This window comes from Nonomuraea sp. NPDC049637, from assembly GCF_040675235.1.
Lineage (GTDB): Bacteria > Actinomycetota > Actinomycetes > Streptosporangiales > Streptosporangiaceae > Nonomuraea.
This window is the reverse complement of the sequence record NZ_JBFAOM010000008.1, coordinates 138,410-151,612: the sequence shown is the minus strand read 5'-3', so window position 1 is coordinate 151,612 and position 13,203 is coordinate 138,410. Positions and strand designations below refer to the sequence as shown.

Annotated in this window: 12 protein-coding genes; 5 read left to right on the top strand and 7 right to left on the bottom strand. The window is 73.5% G+C overall.

From position 1 onward, the window contains the following. Nucleotides 1-9: 9 nt before the first annotated feature. Nucleotides 10-888 (top strand): diacylglycerol kinase family protein, encoded by an 879-nt coding sequence (locus AB0J71_RS14070; protein ID WP_352323514.1) that lies wholly within the window; start codon nucleotides 10-12, stop codon nucleotides 886-888. Here AB0J71_RS14070 and AB0J71_RS14065 read toward each other — a convergent pair. Beyond that, nucleotides 885-2,213 (bottom strand): MFS transporter, encoded by a 1,329-nt coding sequence (locus tag AB0J71_RS14065; protein ID WP_364414359.1) that lies wholly within the window; start codon nucleotides 2,211-2,213, stop codon nucleotides 885-887. The two genes, AB0J71_RS14070 and AB0J71_RS14065, sit on opposite strands and share 4 nt — an antisense overlap. 135 nt (nucleotides 2,214-2,348) lie before the next feature. Here AB0J71_RS14065 and AB0J71_RS14060 point away from each other — a divergent pair, with 135 nt between their 5' ends. Beyond that, entirely contained in the window at nucleotides 2,349-3,848 is a 1,500-nt protein-coding gene (locus AB0J71_RS14060) for a cobyric acid synthase (RefSeq protein WP_352323512.1), read from the top strand. Here the strand turns inward: AB0J71_RS14060 and AB0J71_RS14055 are convergent. Together AB0J71_RS14055 and AB0J71_RS14050 are read right to left on the bottom strand one after the other, a co-directional pair. After that, on the bottom strand, nucleotides 3,818-4,867 hold the full coding sequence (locus tag AB0J71_RS14055) for a 1-acyl-sn-glycerol-3-phosphate acyltransferase (RefSeq protein ID WP_352323511.1): 1,050 nt from the start codon (nucleotides 4,865-4,867) through the stop codon (nucleotides 3,818-3,820). The genes AB0J71_RS14060 and AB0J71_RS14055 overlap by 31 nt on opposite strands. Before the next feature lie 40 nt (nucleotides 4,868-4,907). Further along, a complete protein-coding gene (locus tag AB0J71_RS14050) occupies nucleotides 4,908-5,720 on the bottom strand; it encodes a patatin-like phospholipase family protein (RefSeq protein WP_352323510.1) in 813 nt (270 codons plus the stop codon). A gap of 177 nt (nucleotides 5,721-5,897) precedes the next feature. Between AB0J71_RS14050 and AB0J71_RS14045 the strand changes: the two genes are divergently transcribed. Genes AB0J71_RS14045 through AB0J71_RS14035 form a run of 3 tightly spaced genes read left to right on the top strand, consistent with a single transcriptional unit; the run spans nucleotide 5,898 to nucleotide 8,591 of the window. After that, nucleotides 5,898-6,809: an ABC transporter ATP-binding protein gene (locus AB0J71_RS14045; protein WP_352323509.1), complete on the top strand. Its 912-nt coding sequence runs from the start codon at nucleotides 5,898-5,900 to the stop codon at nucleotides 6,807-6,809. Continuing rightward, complete coding sequence (locus AB0J71_RS14040) at nucleotides 6,787-7,578, top strand: ABC transporter permease subunit (RefSeq protein ID WP_364414357.1); 792 nt, start codon at nucleotides 6,787-6,789, stop codon at nucleotides 7,576-7,578. The genes AB0J71_RS14045 and AB0J71_RS14040 overlap by 23 nt, the downstream gene beginning before the upstream one ends. Beyond that, entirely contained in the window at nucleotides 7,578-8,591 is a 1,014-nt protein-coding gene (locus AB0J71_RS14035) for a helix-turn-helix domain-containing protein (RefSeq protein ID WP_352323507.1), read from the top strand. Before AB0J71_RS14040 ends, AB0J71_RS14035 begins: the two co-directional genes overlap by 1 nt. Here the strand turns inward: AB0J71_RS14035 and AB0J71_RS14030 are convergent. From AB0J71_RS14030 to AB0J71_RS14015, 4 genes are all read right to left on the bottom strand, one after another. Beyond that, nucleotides 8,582-9,202: a LysE family translocator gene (locus AB0J71_RS14030; RefSeq protein ID WP_364414355.1), complete on the bottom strand. Its 621-nt coding sequence runs from the start codon at nucleotides 9,200-9,202 to the stop codon at nucleotides 8,582-8,584. The two genes, AB0J71_RS14035 and AB0J71_RS14030, sit on opposite strands and share 10 nt — an antisense overlap. 17 nt (nucleotides 9,203-9,219) lie before the next feature. Further along, nucleotides 9,220-10,167, bottom strand: a complete 948-nt coding sequence (locus AB0J71_RS14025; RefSeq protein WP_364414353.1) for a quinone oxidoreductase — start codon at nucleotides 10,165-10,167, stop codon at nucleotides 9,220-9,222. Nucleotides 10,168-10,360: 193 nt separating this feature from the next. Then, nucleotides 10,361-11,347 (bottom strand): virginiamycin B lyase, encoded by a 987-nt coding sequence (locus AB0J71_RS14020; RefSeq protein ID WP_364414351.1) that lies wholly within the window; start codon nucleotides 11,345-11,347, stop codon nucleotides 10,361-10,363. Continuing rightward, nucleotides 11,341-13,044 carry an ABC-F family ATP-binding cassette domain-containing protein gene (locus AB0J71_RS14015; protein WP_364414349.1) on the bottom strand — a complete coding sequence of 568 codons (1,704 nt, stop codon included), beginning with the start codon at nucleotides 13,042-13,044 and terminating at the stop codon, nucleotides 11,341-11,343. The genes AB0J71_RS14020 and AB0J71_RS14015 overlap by 7 nt, the downstream gene beginning before the upstream one ends. Nucleotides 13,045-13,203: the final 159 nt, after the last annotated feature.

The following is a 13,203-nucleotide window of genomic DNA, read 5'->3' as shown; positions in this document are numbered from 1 at the left end:
GAGGGAGGAGTGTCCCCCACTATCGCGGTTGTCGCACATCAGAAGAAGATCCTCGGCGCCGGCCTGGACCGGCTGCGCGTGCTGCTCACCGAGCGGGACGTCGGCGAGCTGATCTGGCACGAGGTGCCCAAGAGCAAGAAGGCGCCCAAGAAGGTGCGCAAGGCGCTCAAGGCGGGCGCGGAGCTGGTGTTCGTCTGGGGCGGTGACGGCATGGTGCAACGCTGCGCCGACGCCATGGCCGGCTCCGGCGTGCCGATGGCGATCCTGCCCGCCGGGACGGCGAACCTGTTCGCCGGCAACCTGGGCATCCCCACCGATCTGGAGGAGTCCGTACGGATCGGCTTCGAGGGCCGCCGTGCCGAGCTGGACCTCGGGGTGCTCAACGGCGAGCACTTCGCGGTCATGGCCGGCGCCGGGTTCGAGGCCGAGATGATCGCCGAGGCCGACGGCAAGGCCAAGCGGAAGTTCGGCAAGCTGAGCTACGTCAAGGCCGCCGTCCGGCACGTCGGCGGGCCGCTGGTGCCGATGACGGTCAAGGTCGACGGGTCCACCTGGTTCGAGGGGGAGGCGAGCTGCCTGCTGCTCGGCAATGTGGGCACGATCGCCGGCGGGGTCGAGGCGTTCGACGACGCCCGGCCCGACGACGGCTGGCTGGAGGTCGGGCTCTCCACGGCCAAGGGGCCGATCCAGTGGGCCCGGGTGATGGGCAAGATGGCCGCCGGACGGTCGGAGGACTCGCCGTTCGTGCGCATCACCCGGGCGCGCAAGGTGTCGGCCCGGTTCGGCTCGCCGATGACGTACGAGCTGGACGGCGGCGACCGCGAGGCCACCACCAAGATCAAGGCGAAGGTGGCCCCGGGCGCGCTGACCGTCTGCCTGCCGTCCTAGCCGGCGCGGGCGGCGTCCATGACCCGTCCGGCGTCGCGCTCGAAGGAGGCGCGGGCGCCGAGCGTCAGGAGGCCGCCCACGATCATGGGGACGACCAGCAGGTACATGCCGCCGATCAGCGAGCCGAACCGGTCGGAGGCGATGCCGACGACGAGCGAGCCGAACGCCCCGGCCGCCGTGATGAGCAGTTGCAGGACGGCGAAGCCGAGACCGCGCGCGGCGGCCGGGACGACGTCGGCCAGGCAGGCCGTCATGTTCGGGATCGCGATGGACATGAGCGAGCAGGCCAGCAGGACCAGCGCGGTCATCGGGCCGATCGAGTCCATGGCCAGCGCGCCGGCCAGCACGGCCGCGCCCGCCGTGATGCCGCCGCCACCGGCCAGCAGCCTGCCGCCCTTGCGGGTGCCGTGCCACCTGCGGCCGAGCCAGGAGCCGACCAGGGTGCCGGCCAGCGTCCCGGCGATGGTGATCAGGCCGCTCAGCGAGCCGGCGGCGCCGACGCCGACGCCGTACTCGCGGACCATGAGCGTGGGCAGCCAGTAGAAGATCCCGGCCAGGCCGAGGGTGAGCAGGCCCAGCCCGACGCAGACGAACAGCAGCGTCGGGATGCGGATGACCTGCCCGAACTGCTGCCAGAAGGGCGCCTTGGGCGCCGCGGCGCCCGCGGACGATCCGGCGCTCTCGACGGGGGCTCCGGCGACCATCCGGTCCAGGTCGCCGCGGCCCGGCTCGCGCAGGAACCAGACGAGCACCGCTGTGAGCACGCCGGGCACCACCATCACCAGGAACGCGGTGCGCCAGGAGAACACCTCGGCCAGCACGCCGCCCAGCAGCGTGCCGATGCCGCCGAGGTAGGTCGTGACGCGGGTCAGTCCGTACGCCTTGGCCCGGCTGACCGGCGGGTAGTAGTCGGCGAGCAGGCTGCCGGCCGCCGGGTTGTCGATGTTCTCGGCCGCCGCGAGCAGCACCCGCATCAGGTAGAACATCACGAAGCCGGTGGCCAGGCCCGAGCCGAGCGTGGCGACGGCCCACAGCAGCACGACCACCGCGATGATCCGCGTGCGGCTGAACCGGTCGGCCAGGAAGCCCGCCGGCAGGGAGACGATCGCGGCGGCCAGCGCCGCGGCGGTCGGGATCGAGCCCGCGGCGGTGTCGGTGAAGCCCCACTCCTTCTGGACGAGCGGCAGCACCCCCGACAGCAGGTTGTACTCCATGCGGTCCACGAGCCCGACGATGAAGAGCACGACCAGCGGCGCCCAGCCGAACGGCGCCCTGGTCCCCGCGTCGATGACGCCGGCACGCGGCGAACCCAACGTCCTGACCATGCCCACCCTTCCCGTAGGAAAATCTAGAATGCTGTTCTAGGCGAACGTTCTAGCCAGAGTGGCAGAAGTCACACGATTCGTAAATGGGCGGTTTCTGGGAAATTTCGCAGTTTGGGGCTCATGTACGGTGATCGCATGAATGCTGGGCAGGTCACGGGCGCGATGCTGGTCGCCGGCACCACCTCCGACGCGGGCAAGAGCGTGGTCACCGCCGGGATCTGCCGCTGGCTGGCCCGCCAGGGCGTGCGCGTGGCGCCCTTCAAGGCCCAGAACATGTCGCTCAACTCCTACGTCACCGCCGGCGGCGCCGAGATCGGCCGCGCCCAGGCCATGCAGGCCCAGGCCGCCGGGCTGGAACCGGTCGCCGACATGAACCCCGTCCTGCTCAAGCCGGGCAGCGACCGCCGCAGCCAGGTCGTGCTCCTCGGCGAGCCCGTCGCGGACGTGGACGCCATGGAGTACGGCGCGCTGAAGGACCTCCTGCGGACCACCGCCCTGGCGTCCCTGGAACGGCTGCGGGCCCAGTACGACGTGGTGATCTGCGAGGGCGCCGGCAGCCCCGCGGAGATCAACCTGCGCCGCGGCGACATCGCGAACATGGGCCTGGCCAGGGCCGCCGGGCTGCCCGTCGTTGTGGTCGGCGACATCGACAGGGGCGGCGTGTTCGCCGCCTTCCACGGCACGGTCGCGCTGCTGGACGCGGCCGACCAGGCCCTCGTCTCAGGGTTCGTGGTCAACAAGTTCCGGGGCGCCCGCGAGCTGCTCGAACCCGGCCTCGACATGATCAGGAAGCTCACCGGCCGGTCGGTGTACGGCGTGCTGCCCTGGCTCGACGGCCTCTGGCTGGACGTCGAGGACTCCCTCGCGCTGGACAACCGCCGGGTCGCGACCGGCCGGCCGCTGGGCAGGCAGACGTTGCGCGTGGCGGTCGTCCGGCTGCCCCGGATCTCCAACTTCACCGACCTGGACGCCCTCGCCGCCGAGCCCGGCGTGCTGGTGCGCTTCGTGACCGACCCGGTCGAGCTGGACGACGCCGACCTGGTGGTGCTGCCGGGCTCGCGGGCCACGGTCGAGGACCTGGCCTGGCTGCGGCGCACCGGCCTGGCCGACGCCCTGCTCGCGCGGCGCGGGCCCGTCCTCGGGATCTGCGGCGGGTTCCAGATGCTCGGCCGGGAGATCGTGGACGAGGTCGAGTCGCGGGCGGGCCGGGTGGACGGGCTCGGGCTGCTGCCGGTGCGCGTCGAGTTCGCGCCGGACAAGCGGCTCGCCCGGCCGGTCGGACGGGCCTACGGGCAGCCGGTCAGCGCGTACGAGATCCACCACGGCCGGGCGACCGTCGAGGGCGGCGAGCCCTTCCTGGACGGCTGCCGCGCCGGCGACGTGTGGGGCACCACCTGGCACGGCGCCCTGGAGAACGACGCCTTCCGCCGGGCCTTCCTGGCCGACGTCGCCGAACGCGCCGGGCGCGCCTTCGTCCCCGCCCCGGACACCGACTTCGGCCGCCTGCGCGAGGCCCGCCTCGACGCCCTGGGCGATCTGGTCGAGCAGCACCTGGACACCGACGCCCTGCTCGGCCTGCTGCGCGACGGCCCCGCCCCCGTGCCCTACCTGCCGCCGGGCGCCCCCTCGGCCTGATCCCGCCGGGAACGCTCGGCCTCGGCGGTGATCCAGGCGTCGATCTCCTCCCAGTGCGAGTACAGCCAGCGGACCTGGCTCTCCCGGTCGTCCCTGGGCACCTCGGCCGCCGGCACCCGCCACCACCTGGCCGTGATCCGTGCCGCGTACGGCAGCCTGCGCCACACGTCGCCGATCGTGACCAGGTCGTCCAGGCCGGTGTGCGCGACGAAGACCACGTCGGCCTCCGGGCAGGCGGTGATCGCGGCGATGGCCCCGCCCGGCTTGGGCGGCAGCAGGTGGGTCATGCCGCGCGCCCGCTCAGCCTCCTCGGCCAGGCCCTTGTCCTCCAGCCGGCGGATCGCCAGCCGCCGCCGGCGCGGGGTGAAGTTGCCGCCCTCGGGGAAGATCACCAGCGCGTCGCGGTCGTCCATGGTGGCCGACAGCCGCCGGATCTCCTCGATCACCCGCCCGCGGCCGGACCGCCGCGGCACGAAGGCGTTCGGCAGGCGGTTGACCACGACGTCGAGCGACGGGTCGTACTGGAGGGCGGCCTTCATGACGATCCGCGGGTGCCGCCGGTACACCGCCAGCAGGTGATAGATCAGCAGGAAGGAGTCGCCCGGCCCGGCGTGCCGGGACAGCACCACGATCGGGCGGCTCAGCCGGGCGGCGCGCTCCTGCGGGGTCGGCGCGGGCTCCTCGACGTCCACGGTCAGCCGGAAGATCCGCACCGCCGCCGCGTACACCTTGGCCAGGAACCAGCGGATCAGCGCGTAGTGCCGCTCCTGGCGCCGGGCCCGCCCGAACGCCCCCGACAACCACAGCCCGAGGCAGGCGATGAGCACCGCCGACTCCAGCGTCAGCCAGGCCGCGCCGAACCAGACGAACCGCAGCCCCCTGCGCTGCGGCGGCGGCAGCCGCAAGGACGCCGCGAACGTGACCAGCAGCCACAGCGGCAACGTCACCAGCACCACCACCGTGACCACGACGACGAGCGGAGCCAGGACGATCCGGCGCACGATACGCGGTGGGAACAACGGCGCCTCCCCGAGGTCTGCCTTCCCTGAGGTCCTCCCTTCATCCTCCTCTTGTCCGCAGGTAGCGGGAAGAAGCCTGGTACGCCCGCTCGATGTAGGCGGAGATCTGGGACAGGTCGCGGTAGCGCAGGGTGGACAGCGGCGCGGCGACCCCGGCCGGCAGCACGTGCACCTCCACCCCCGGCGGCAACGTGGCCATCTCCTCGGCGAACCGGTGGCGGCGCGCGATCTCGAACGCCACCATCCCCACCTCCCAGAACCGCCGGGGCGCCGTCAGCGGCCGCTCGATCCGGCCGACGTGCAGCACGTAGACCCGCCTGGCCCCCAGCTGCACGGCCCGGCCGACCGGGATGCTGTGCACCAGCCCGCCGTCGAAGAAGTGCTCCCCGCCGATCTTCACGGGCGGCAGCAGCCCCGGCACCGCGCACGACGCCAGCACCGCCTCCACCAGCGGCCCGCTGGCGAACCAGTGGGCCGCGGCGCGCTCGACCGACGCCGCCACGCACTGGAACGGCACCGCCAGCTCCTCGATCAGCTCCGTGCGCACCGCCGCGGCCAGCACCTCCCGCAGGGGACCGTTGGGGTGCAGGTGGGTGCCGGTCCTGGCCAGCGTGGACAGCCGCGTCACCCACGACCCGGCGAACGCCGTGCGCACGACGTCGGACCGCCACAACGAGGTCAGCCGGTCGACCGCCCGCGCCGGGTCGGCGGCGATGAGCGCGCCGTTGAGCGCCCCCACCGACGTGCCGACGACCACGTCGGGCCGGATGCCGAAGTCGTCGAGCGCCTGGAGCATGCCCACCTCGTGAGCACCCAGCACGCCACCGCCACCGAGCACGAACGCCGTCTCCACGTTCCTCACCCTGCCCAATTCACGGTGCCCATGTCACGGTGCCCATGTCACGGTGCCCATGTCACGGGCCCCTTGCCCGCGGCCCATTCTCGTTGCCGTGTCCCGGAAGGGAACCGGCCGGGACGCTGCCGACTTCGGCCAGTGACCCCGCCGCCGCCCCGGCGGGACGATTCCGGCATGACAGCAGTGGTACAGGCCGAAGGGCTGACCAAGTACTACGGCGGGCGGCGCGGGCTCGAAGACCTCACGCTGGAGATCCGGCCCGGCGAGATCTTCGGCTACCTCGGGCCCAACGGCGCCGGCAAGACCACCACGATCAGGCTGCTCCTCGACGTGATCAGGCCCACCCGCGGCACGGTCCGCGTGTTCGGCCACGACCCGCGCGCCGCCGCCACCCGAGCCCGCATCGGCTACCTGCCCGGCGAGCTGGCGCTCGAAGGCCGCGACCGGGCCCGCGACTACCTGGCCTTCCTCGGCCGCGTGCGCGGCGGGGTGCCGGGCAGCCGCATCGAGGAGCTGGCCGAACGGTTCGACGCCGACCTGTCGGTGCCGATGCGCAAGCTCTCCAAGGGCAACAAGCAGAAGGTCGGGCTGATCCAGGCGTTCATGCACGAGCCGGAGTTCCTCATCCTCGACGAGCCGACCAGCGGGCTCGACCCGCTCGTCCAGCAGGAGTTCCTGGCCATGGTCCGGGAGGTGCGGGCGGCCGGCCGGACCGTGCTCATGTCCTCGCACGTGCTGGCCGAGGTGGAGAGCGTCTCCGACCGGGTCGGCATCGTCCGCGCGGGCCGCCTGGTGACCGTGGAGAACGTGGCCGCGCTGCGCGAGAAGGCCGTACGCCGGATGGAGCTGCACTTCGACGCCCCGGTGCCGGCGTCGGCGTTCGAGCGCCTGCCGGGGGTGCGCGACCTGCGCGTGGAGGGCGCCAGCGTTCGGTGCACGATCGACGGCCGCCCGGACGCCCTGGTCAAGGCCGCCGCCCGGTTCACCGTCGTGCACCTGGTCAGCGCCGAGCCCGACCTGGAAGAGATCTTCCTGACCTACTACAGCGAGGAGGACCGGCACCATGATCACCAAGAGTCTGCGTGACCACCGCCGGGCCCTGATCTGGTGGACCGTCGGCATCAGCGCGTTCATGGCCCTCTACATCAGCATCTTCCGGAGCGTCAGCCAGGACCCGAGGACGTTCAACCAGCAGGCCCTGGCCAAGTACCCCGGCCCGCTCAGGGACCTCATGGGCGGCATGCCCGACCTGGCGCTCGGCGTCAACTTCCTGCAGACGGTCGTCTACCAGCTCTTCGTCCCGATGTTGTTCGTCGTGCTCGCCACCATGATGGCCAACCGGGCGATCGCCCAGCCGGAGGAGGCCGGGACGCTGGAGCTCGTCGTCACGCTGCCGGTGGACCGCAAGCGGCTGGTGCTCCAGCGGTTCTGCGCGCTGGCGCTGGCGCTGCTGGCGGTGTTCGCCGTGACGCTGGCCGTGGCGTGGGCGGCCGGTGACGCGGCCGAGCTCGGGGTGCCGTTCGACCGCGTCCTGGCCGCGCACGTCGGGGTGCTGCTGCTCGCGCTGTTCTTCGGGACCGTGGCCCTGACCGTGGGCGCGGTGACCGGCCGCAGGATGGTCGCCTCGGCCGTCGTCGGCGTGTGGGTGGCGGCCGGGTACATCGTCGTCACGCTCGGCCGCGGCGTGGCGGCCATCGCCTGGCTGAAGTGGCTCTCGCCGTTCCACTACTACGCCGAGGGCCGGCCGCTCTATGAGGGCCTGCCGGTCGGGGACTACCTTGTGCTGGCGGGAGCGACGGCAGTGCTCGTGCTCACCGCGATCCTGTCCTTCGACAGGCGTGACGTAGGAGTGTGATGGTGCTCTCCAGGATGCCCGCCGACCTGCTCGGCGGGCATCGTCAGGTGCTGGCCGGGGCGGCCGCCGGGCGTCCGCCCTCGCGGGCGGCGCTCGACGCCTGCCGCGCCGACGGCACGCGCGCCGCCGAACAGGGCGTCCCGCTGCGCACGCTGGTCGACGGCGCGCTCGCCGCCGCCGAGGGGCTGCCGGACGTGCTGCCCGCGCTGCGCAGGGCCGTCTCGGCGCTCATGGAGGGGTACGAGCTGGCCCAGCTCGCCGCCCTCAGGGGCGAGGAGACGGCCCGCAGGGAGTTCGTGGACGACCTGCTCCAGGGACGGGCCGAGCGGCTGGCCGAACGGGCCGAGCACTTCGGCCTCCGGCTGGCCGAGTCGTACGTGGTGGCCGCCGCCCGCGGGCTGCGCGACGGGGACCAGGACCGCATCGAGCGCGACCTGATCGCCCGGTTCGGCTCGCACAACGTGCTGGTGGCCGTGCGCGAGGGCCTGCTGGTGTGCGTCGTGCCCGCCACGCTGCCCGCCGCCGTGGGGGAGTTCACCCACCACGTACGCGCCCGCTTCCCGGCCGGGTGGCGGGTCGGCGTGGGACGGCCGCACCGCGGGCCGGGCGGCGTCGTGACCTCCTTCAGGGAGGCGGCCGGCGCACTGGAGCTGGCCGACGCGCTGCGGCTCACGCTCGACGTGGTCAAGGCCGCCGACCTGCTGGTCTTCCCCGTGCTGCTGCGCGACCGCGGCGCGATCGAGGACCTGGTGACCAGCGTGCTGAGCCCGCTGCTGCACGCCAGGGGCGGACACGAGCCGCTGGTCGAGACGCTGGAGGCGGTCTTCGCCGCGCACGGCAACCAGGCGGCGGCCGCCCGCAGGCTGCGGATCAGCCCGCGGGCGGTGACGTACCGGCTGGAACGCATCCGCCGGCTGACCGGCTTCTCACCCGACGACCCCACCCAGCGCTTCACCCTGGAGACCGCGGTCCTGGGCGCGCGGCTGCTGGACTGGCCGTGGGATCAGTCGTGAAGGGCGAGCCGGAGCCCGAACCCGACGATGACCACGCCGGTCACCCGGTCGAGGATCCGCCGTACCCGGGCCGACCGCAGGACGTCGCTCATCAGCGAGGCGAACCCGATCAGCACCGCGCTCCACGCCAGCCCCTCGGCCACGTGCACCCCGGCCAGCAGCAGCCCCATCGCCGCGTGCGGCGCGCCGGCCGGGATGAAGTGCGGCAACATCGCCACGTAGAACGCCCCGACCTTGGGATTGAGCAGGTTCGTGAGCAGGCCGCGCCGGAACCCCTTGCCGAAGCCGAACGCCCGCTGCCCGTCCTCCTCCTCGCCCGCCCGCGCCTTGGCGAGCAGCATGCGCACCCCCATCCACACCAGGTACGCCGCCCCCGCCCAGCGCAGGACGTCGTAGGCGAACCGCGAGGCCGCCAGCAGCGCCGACAGCCCCGCCGCGGTGAGCACGCCCCAGACCAGCGTGCCGAGCTGGATGCCCAGCACCACCCCCCAGGCCGCCCGCCTGCCGGTGAGCAGCGACGTGCGCAGGGTGAGAGCCGTGTCGAGCCCCGGCGTGATCGTCAGGAGCGCGACGACGGCAGCGAACGACCAGACCGCCGAAGTGATGTCCACAAGGGGCGAGCGTAGCGCTAGGGAATCAACAGCAACTTTCCGGTCGTACGCCGGGCGGCCAGGTCCTCGTGGGCCCGTCGCGCCTCGGCCAGCGGGTAACGCTCGGACACGCTGATCCTGAGCTGGCCGGAGGAGATCCAGCCGAACAGGTCGGCGGCCCGCCAGAGCAGCTCCTCCCGCTCGGCGACGTAATGGACGAGCGTGGGCCTGGTCAGGAAGAGCGAGCCGGCGCGGTTGAGCACCTGCGGATCGAACGGCGGGACCGGGCCGCTGGCCGCGCCGTAGAGGGCCATGAGCCCGCGCGGGCGCAGCGCCTCCAGGCCGCCGTCGAACGTCGTTTTGCCGACGCCGTCGTAGACGACGTGGATCCGGCCGCGCAACGCGTCGGCGAACTCGTCGTAGCCCAGCACCTCGTCCGCCCCGGCCGCGCGGGCCAGCTTCTCCTTCTCCGGCGTGGAGACCGTGCTGTAGACCTTGGCGCCGCGCAGCTTGGCGACCTGGATCAGCAGCTGGCCCATGCCGCCGGCGCCGGCGTGCACCAGCACCTGGTCGCCCTCCTTGACCTGGTACGTCGAGTGGGTGAGGTAGTGGGCGGTCATGCCCTGGAGCATCGCCGCCGCCGCCAGCTCGGCGGACACGCCGTCGGGCACCGGCACCAGCCGGTCGGCCGGCACCACGGCCTTCTCCGCGTAGCTTCCCAGCACGCCGGCCCACGCCACGGTGTCGCCGACGGTCAGCCCGTCCACCCCCGGGCCGACGGCCGAGACCACCCCGGCGCCCTCGGACCCGATCGGGGTCGGCACCGGCAGCGGGTAGGCGCCGGAACGGTGGTAGATGTCGATGAAGTTGACCCCGCTGGCCGCGACGTCGACCACGACCTCCCCGTCACCCGGCGCCGGATCGGGACGCTCGACGTATTCGAGAACCTCTGGACCGCCCTGGGCGGAGACGATGATGGCATGCATACCCCCAGTCAACTCCGCCCCGGCCGCCCCCCGCCACCCCGCCCCCACCACACCGCCAGCAGCCCCCGGGGCCGGCATCACCCGCCACGCCCACCGGCCCCCACCCCCGCAGCTCACGGGCCGACCGCACCCGCCACCGGCCGGACGGGGCCGCTACCGGCCGGACGGGGCCACCACCGGCTGGGCGCGGCCGTCACTGGTTGGGTGTGGTTGAGGCGGGGATGATGCGGGCCAGGGCGCCGGCTTCGAGGGCCACCCAGATCGCGCCGTCGGGCCCGACCGTCAGCCCGTGCGGCTCGCTGCCTCCGGCGGCGCCCGGCTCGCCCTGCCCAGCGGCCTCCGGCTCGCCCTGCTCGGCGGCCTCCGGCTCGTCCTGCCCGGCGGTCGCGGACGGCGGCACCGAGGACGGCGGCAGCGGCACCGAGGGCAGCGGGTGCTCCTCGATCGCGCCGTCGACCGTGATGCGGCCGAGACGCCCGGCGGCCCACTCGGTGAACCAGAGCGCGCCGTCGGGACCGGCCACGATGGCGTGCGGACGGCAGGCCCGATCGGGCAGCGGGAACTCGGTGATCTTGCCGGCCGGATCGATCCGGCCCACCTGCCCCGCGCCGATCTCCACGAACCACACCGCCCCGTCGGGCCCGAGCGTGATGCCCACGGGGCCGGCCCCCTCGGTGGGCAGCGGATGCACGGTGACCTCCCCGGACATCGAGATCCGGCCGACGGCGTGACCCTGGTTGATCGAGAACCAGAGCGCGTCGTCGCCGCCCACCGTGATGAAGGCGGGCATGCCGCCCTCCACCGGCACGTCGAAGTCGGAGCGCGCGCCGTCGGCGCCGATGCGCCCGATGCGCCCGCTGCCCATCTGGGTGAACCACATCGCCCCGTCCGGCCCGGCGACGATCCCGTACGGCGAGTCGGCCGGGTACGCGGTGACCTGGCCGTCGCCGGTGATGCGGCAGACCCGGCCGCCCTTGCCCTCGGTGAACCACACCGCGCCGTCGTGGCCGGGCACGATCACGCCGGGCTGCCCGTCGGCCGGGTCGAGCTGGTGGATCACCGGTTCTTGCCCCGGCACCAGCCTGCCGACACGGCCCTGATGGACGAGCGTGAACCACAGCGCGCCGTCGGTGGCGGTGGCCACGCCGTAGGGCGAGCCTGCGGAAATCATGGTCAACATAGGTGTCCCCCTGTCAGTCGGATCTCGGTGCCCGTGAAGCGGCGCCTCAGCGCCCGGTCGTGCGTGACCATGACCACCGCCCCCTGGTAGGCGGCGAGCGCGTGGTCGAGCTCGTCGGCCAGGACGGGCGACAGATGGTTGGTCGGCTCGTCGAGCAGCAGCAGGTCGTGCTCCCCGATGAGCAGCCTGGCCAGCGACAGCCGGCGCCGCTGGCCGACCGAGAGCTCGCCCACCCGCCGGTCGAGCGCGTGCGCGGGGAAGAGGCCGGTGTCCAGCAGGGCCGCGCGCCGCTCGTCGGCGTAGCCGTCGTGCCCGAACGCGGCAAGCACGGGCAGGCCGGGGTCGAGGTCGTCGTCCTGGGCGAGGTGGCCGGCCCGGCACTCGGCGCGCTCGGCCAGCACCCGCAGCAAGGTGGACTTGCCCGCCCCGTTGGGCCCGCTCACCAGCACCCGCTCGCCCGGCCGGACGGTCAGCGACTCGACGTGGAGCCGGTCGCCGACGTGCACGTCACGCAGCTCCACCAGAGGCGCGGGCGTGACCGGCCCGCCGCCCGCCGGATCGCCGCCCGTTGGATTGGCGCCCGCCGGACCACCGCCCGCCGGACCACCGCCCGCCGGACCACCGCCCGCCGGATCGCCGCCCGTCGGATTGGCGCCCGCCGGGCCGTTGCCCGTCGGAGCGGGAGCGCGGAAGGCGGCCCGGAAGCGGAGCGGGGCCGGCGGGCGGGGGACGGGGTCCTCCTCCAGGCGGCGCAGCCGCTCGTGGGCGTTGCGCACGCGGGTGGCCACCGAGCTCTGGACGCGGCCCGCGTTGCGGTCGTAGGCCATCTTGTTGTTGTCCTTCATGGCCCGCCCGGCCGCCACGCGGTGGGCGGTGGTGGCGGCGTGCTCACGCACCTGCCGGACCTCCTCGCGCCAGGCCGCGTACGCCTGCTCCCACCGAGCCCGCGCCGCCGCCTTGGCGGCCAGGTAGCCGCTGTACCCGCCGCCGAACCGGGTGACGGCCCCCTCCTCGACCTCCAGGACGGCGGTGGCCACCCGGTCGAGGAAGACCCGGTCGTGGGAGACCACGACCACCGGCCCCCGGTGACCGCGCAGCCGCTCTTCGAGCCAGGTCAGCGCCGGCTCGTCGAGGTGGTTGGTCGGCTCGTCGAGCAGCAGCGTGGCGGGGTCGGCGGCCAGCACGCAGGCCAGACCCAGCCGGGCGCGCTCGCCGCCCGACAGGCTCGACAGCACCCGGTCGCGGGCGACGTGCGCCAGGCCGAGGCCGTGGAGGGCCTTGTCGACGCGCGCGTCGGCCGCGTAGCCGCCGCGGGCCTCGTAGGCGGTCAGCAGCTCGCCGTATTCGCCCATGACGTCGTCGGTGAGCGCCGACTCCAGCTCGCGCAGCCTTCGCTCCATGGCCCGCAGGCCGGCCAGCGCGTGGTCGACCGCCTGTTGGACGGTGTGACCGGGCGGCAGGCCGAGCGTCTGGCCGAGGTGACCGACATCGCAGACATCGCCGGTGACGCCGATGCCGCCGGCGGTCACGCCGCCGGTGGCCTCGCCCGGGACGCCGCCGGTGATGGTGATCTCGCCGTCGTCGGGCTGTTCGACGCCCGCCAGCAGGCGGAGCAGGGTGGACTTGCCGGAGCCGTTCTCGCCGACGACGGCCAAGCGCTCGCCGGGACCCACGGACAGGGACACATCGGTGAGCACGACGCGGTCGCCGTACGACTTGCCGAGCCTTCGAACGTTGATCAGGATGGAACTCCAATCGCAACTGTTGTAGCGTTAGTCTGACACAAGTGAAGCCGCAAACGCAACTGGAGTAGTTTTTGGAAACTGGCAGACGTCCGGGAGGGCGCAGCGCGCGAG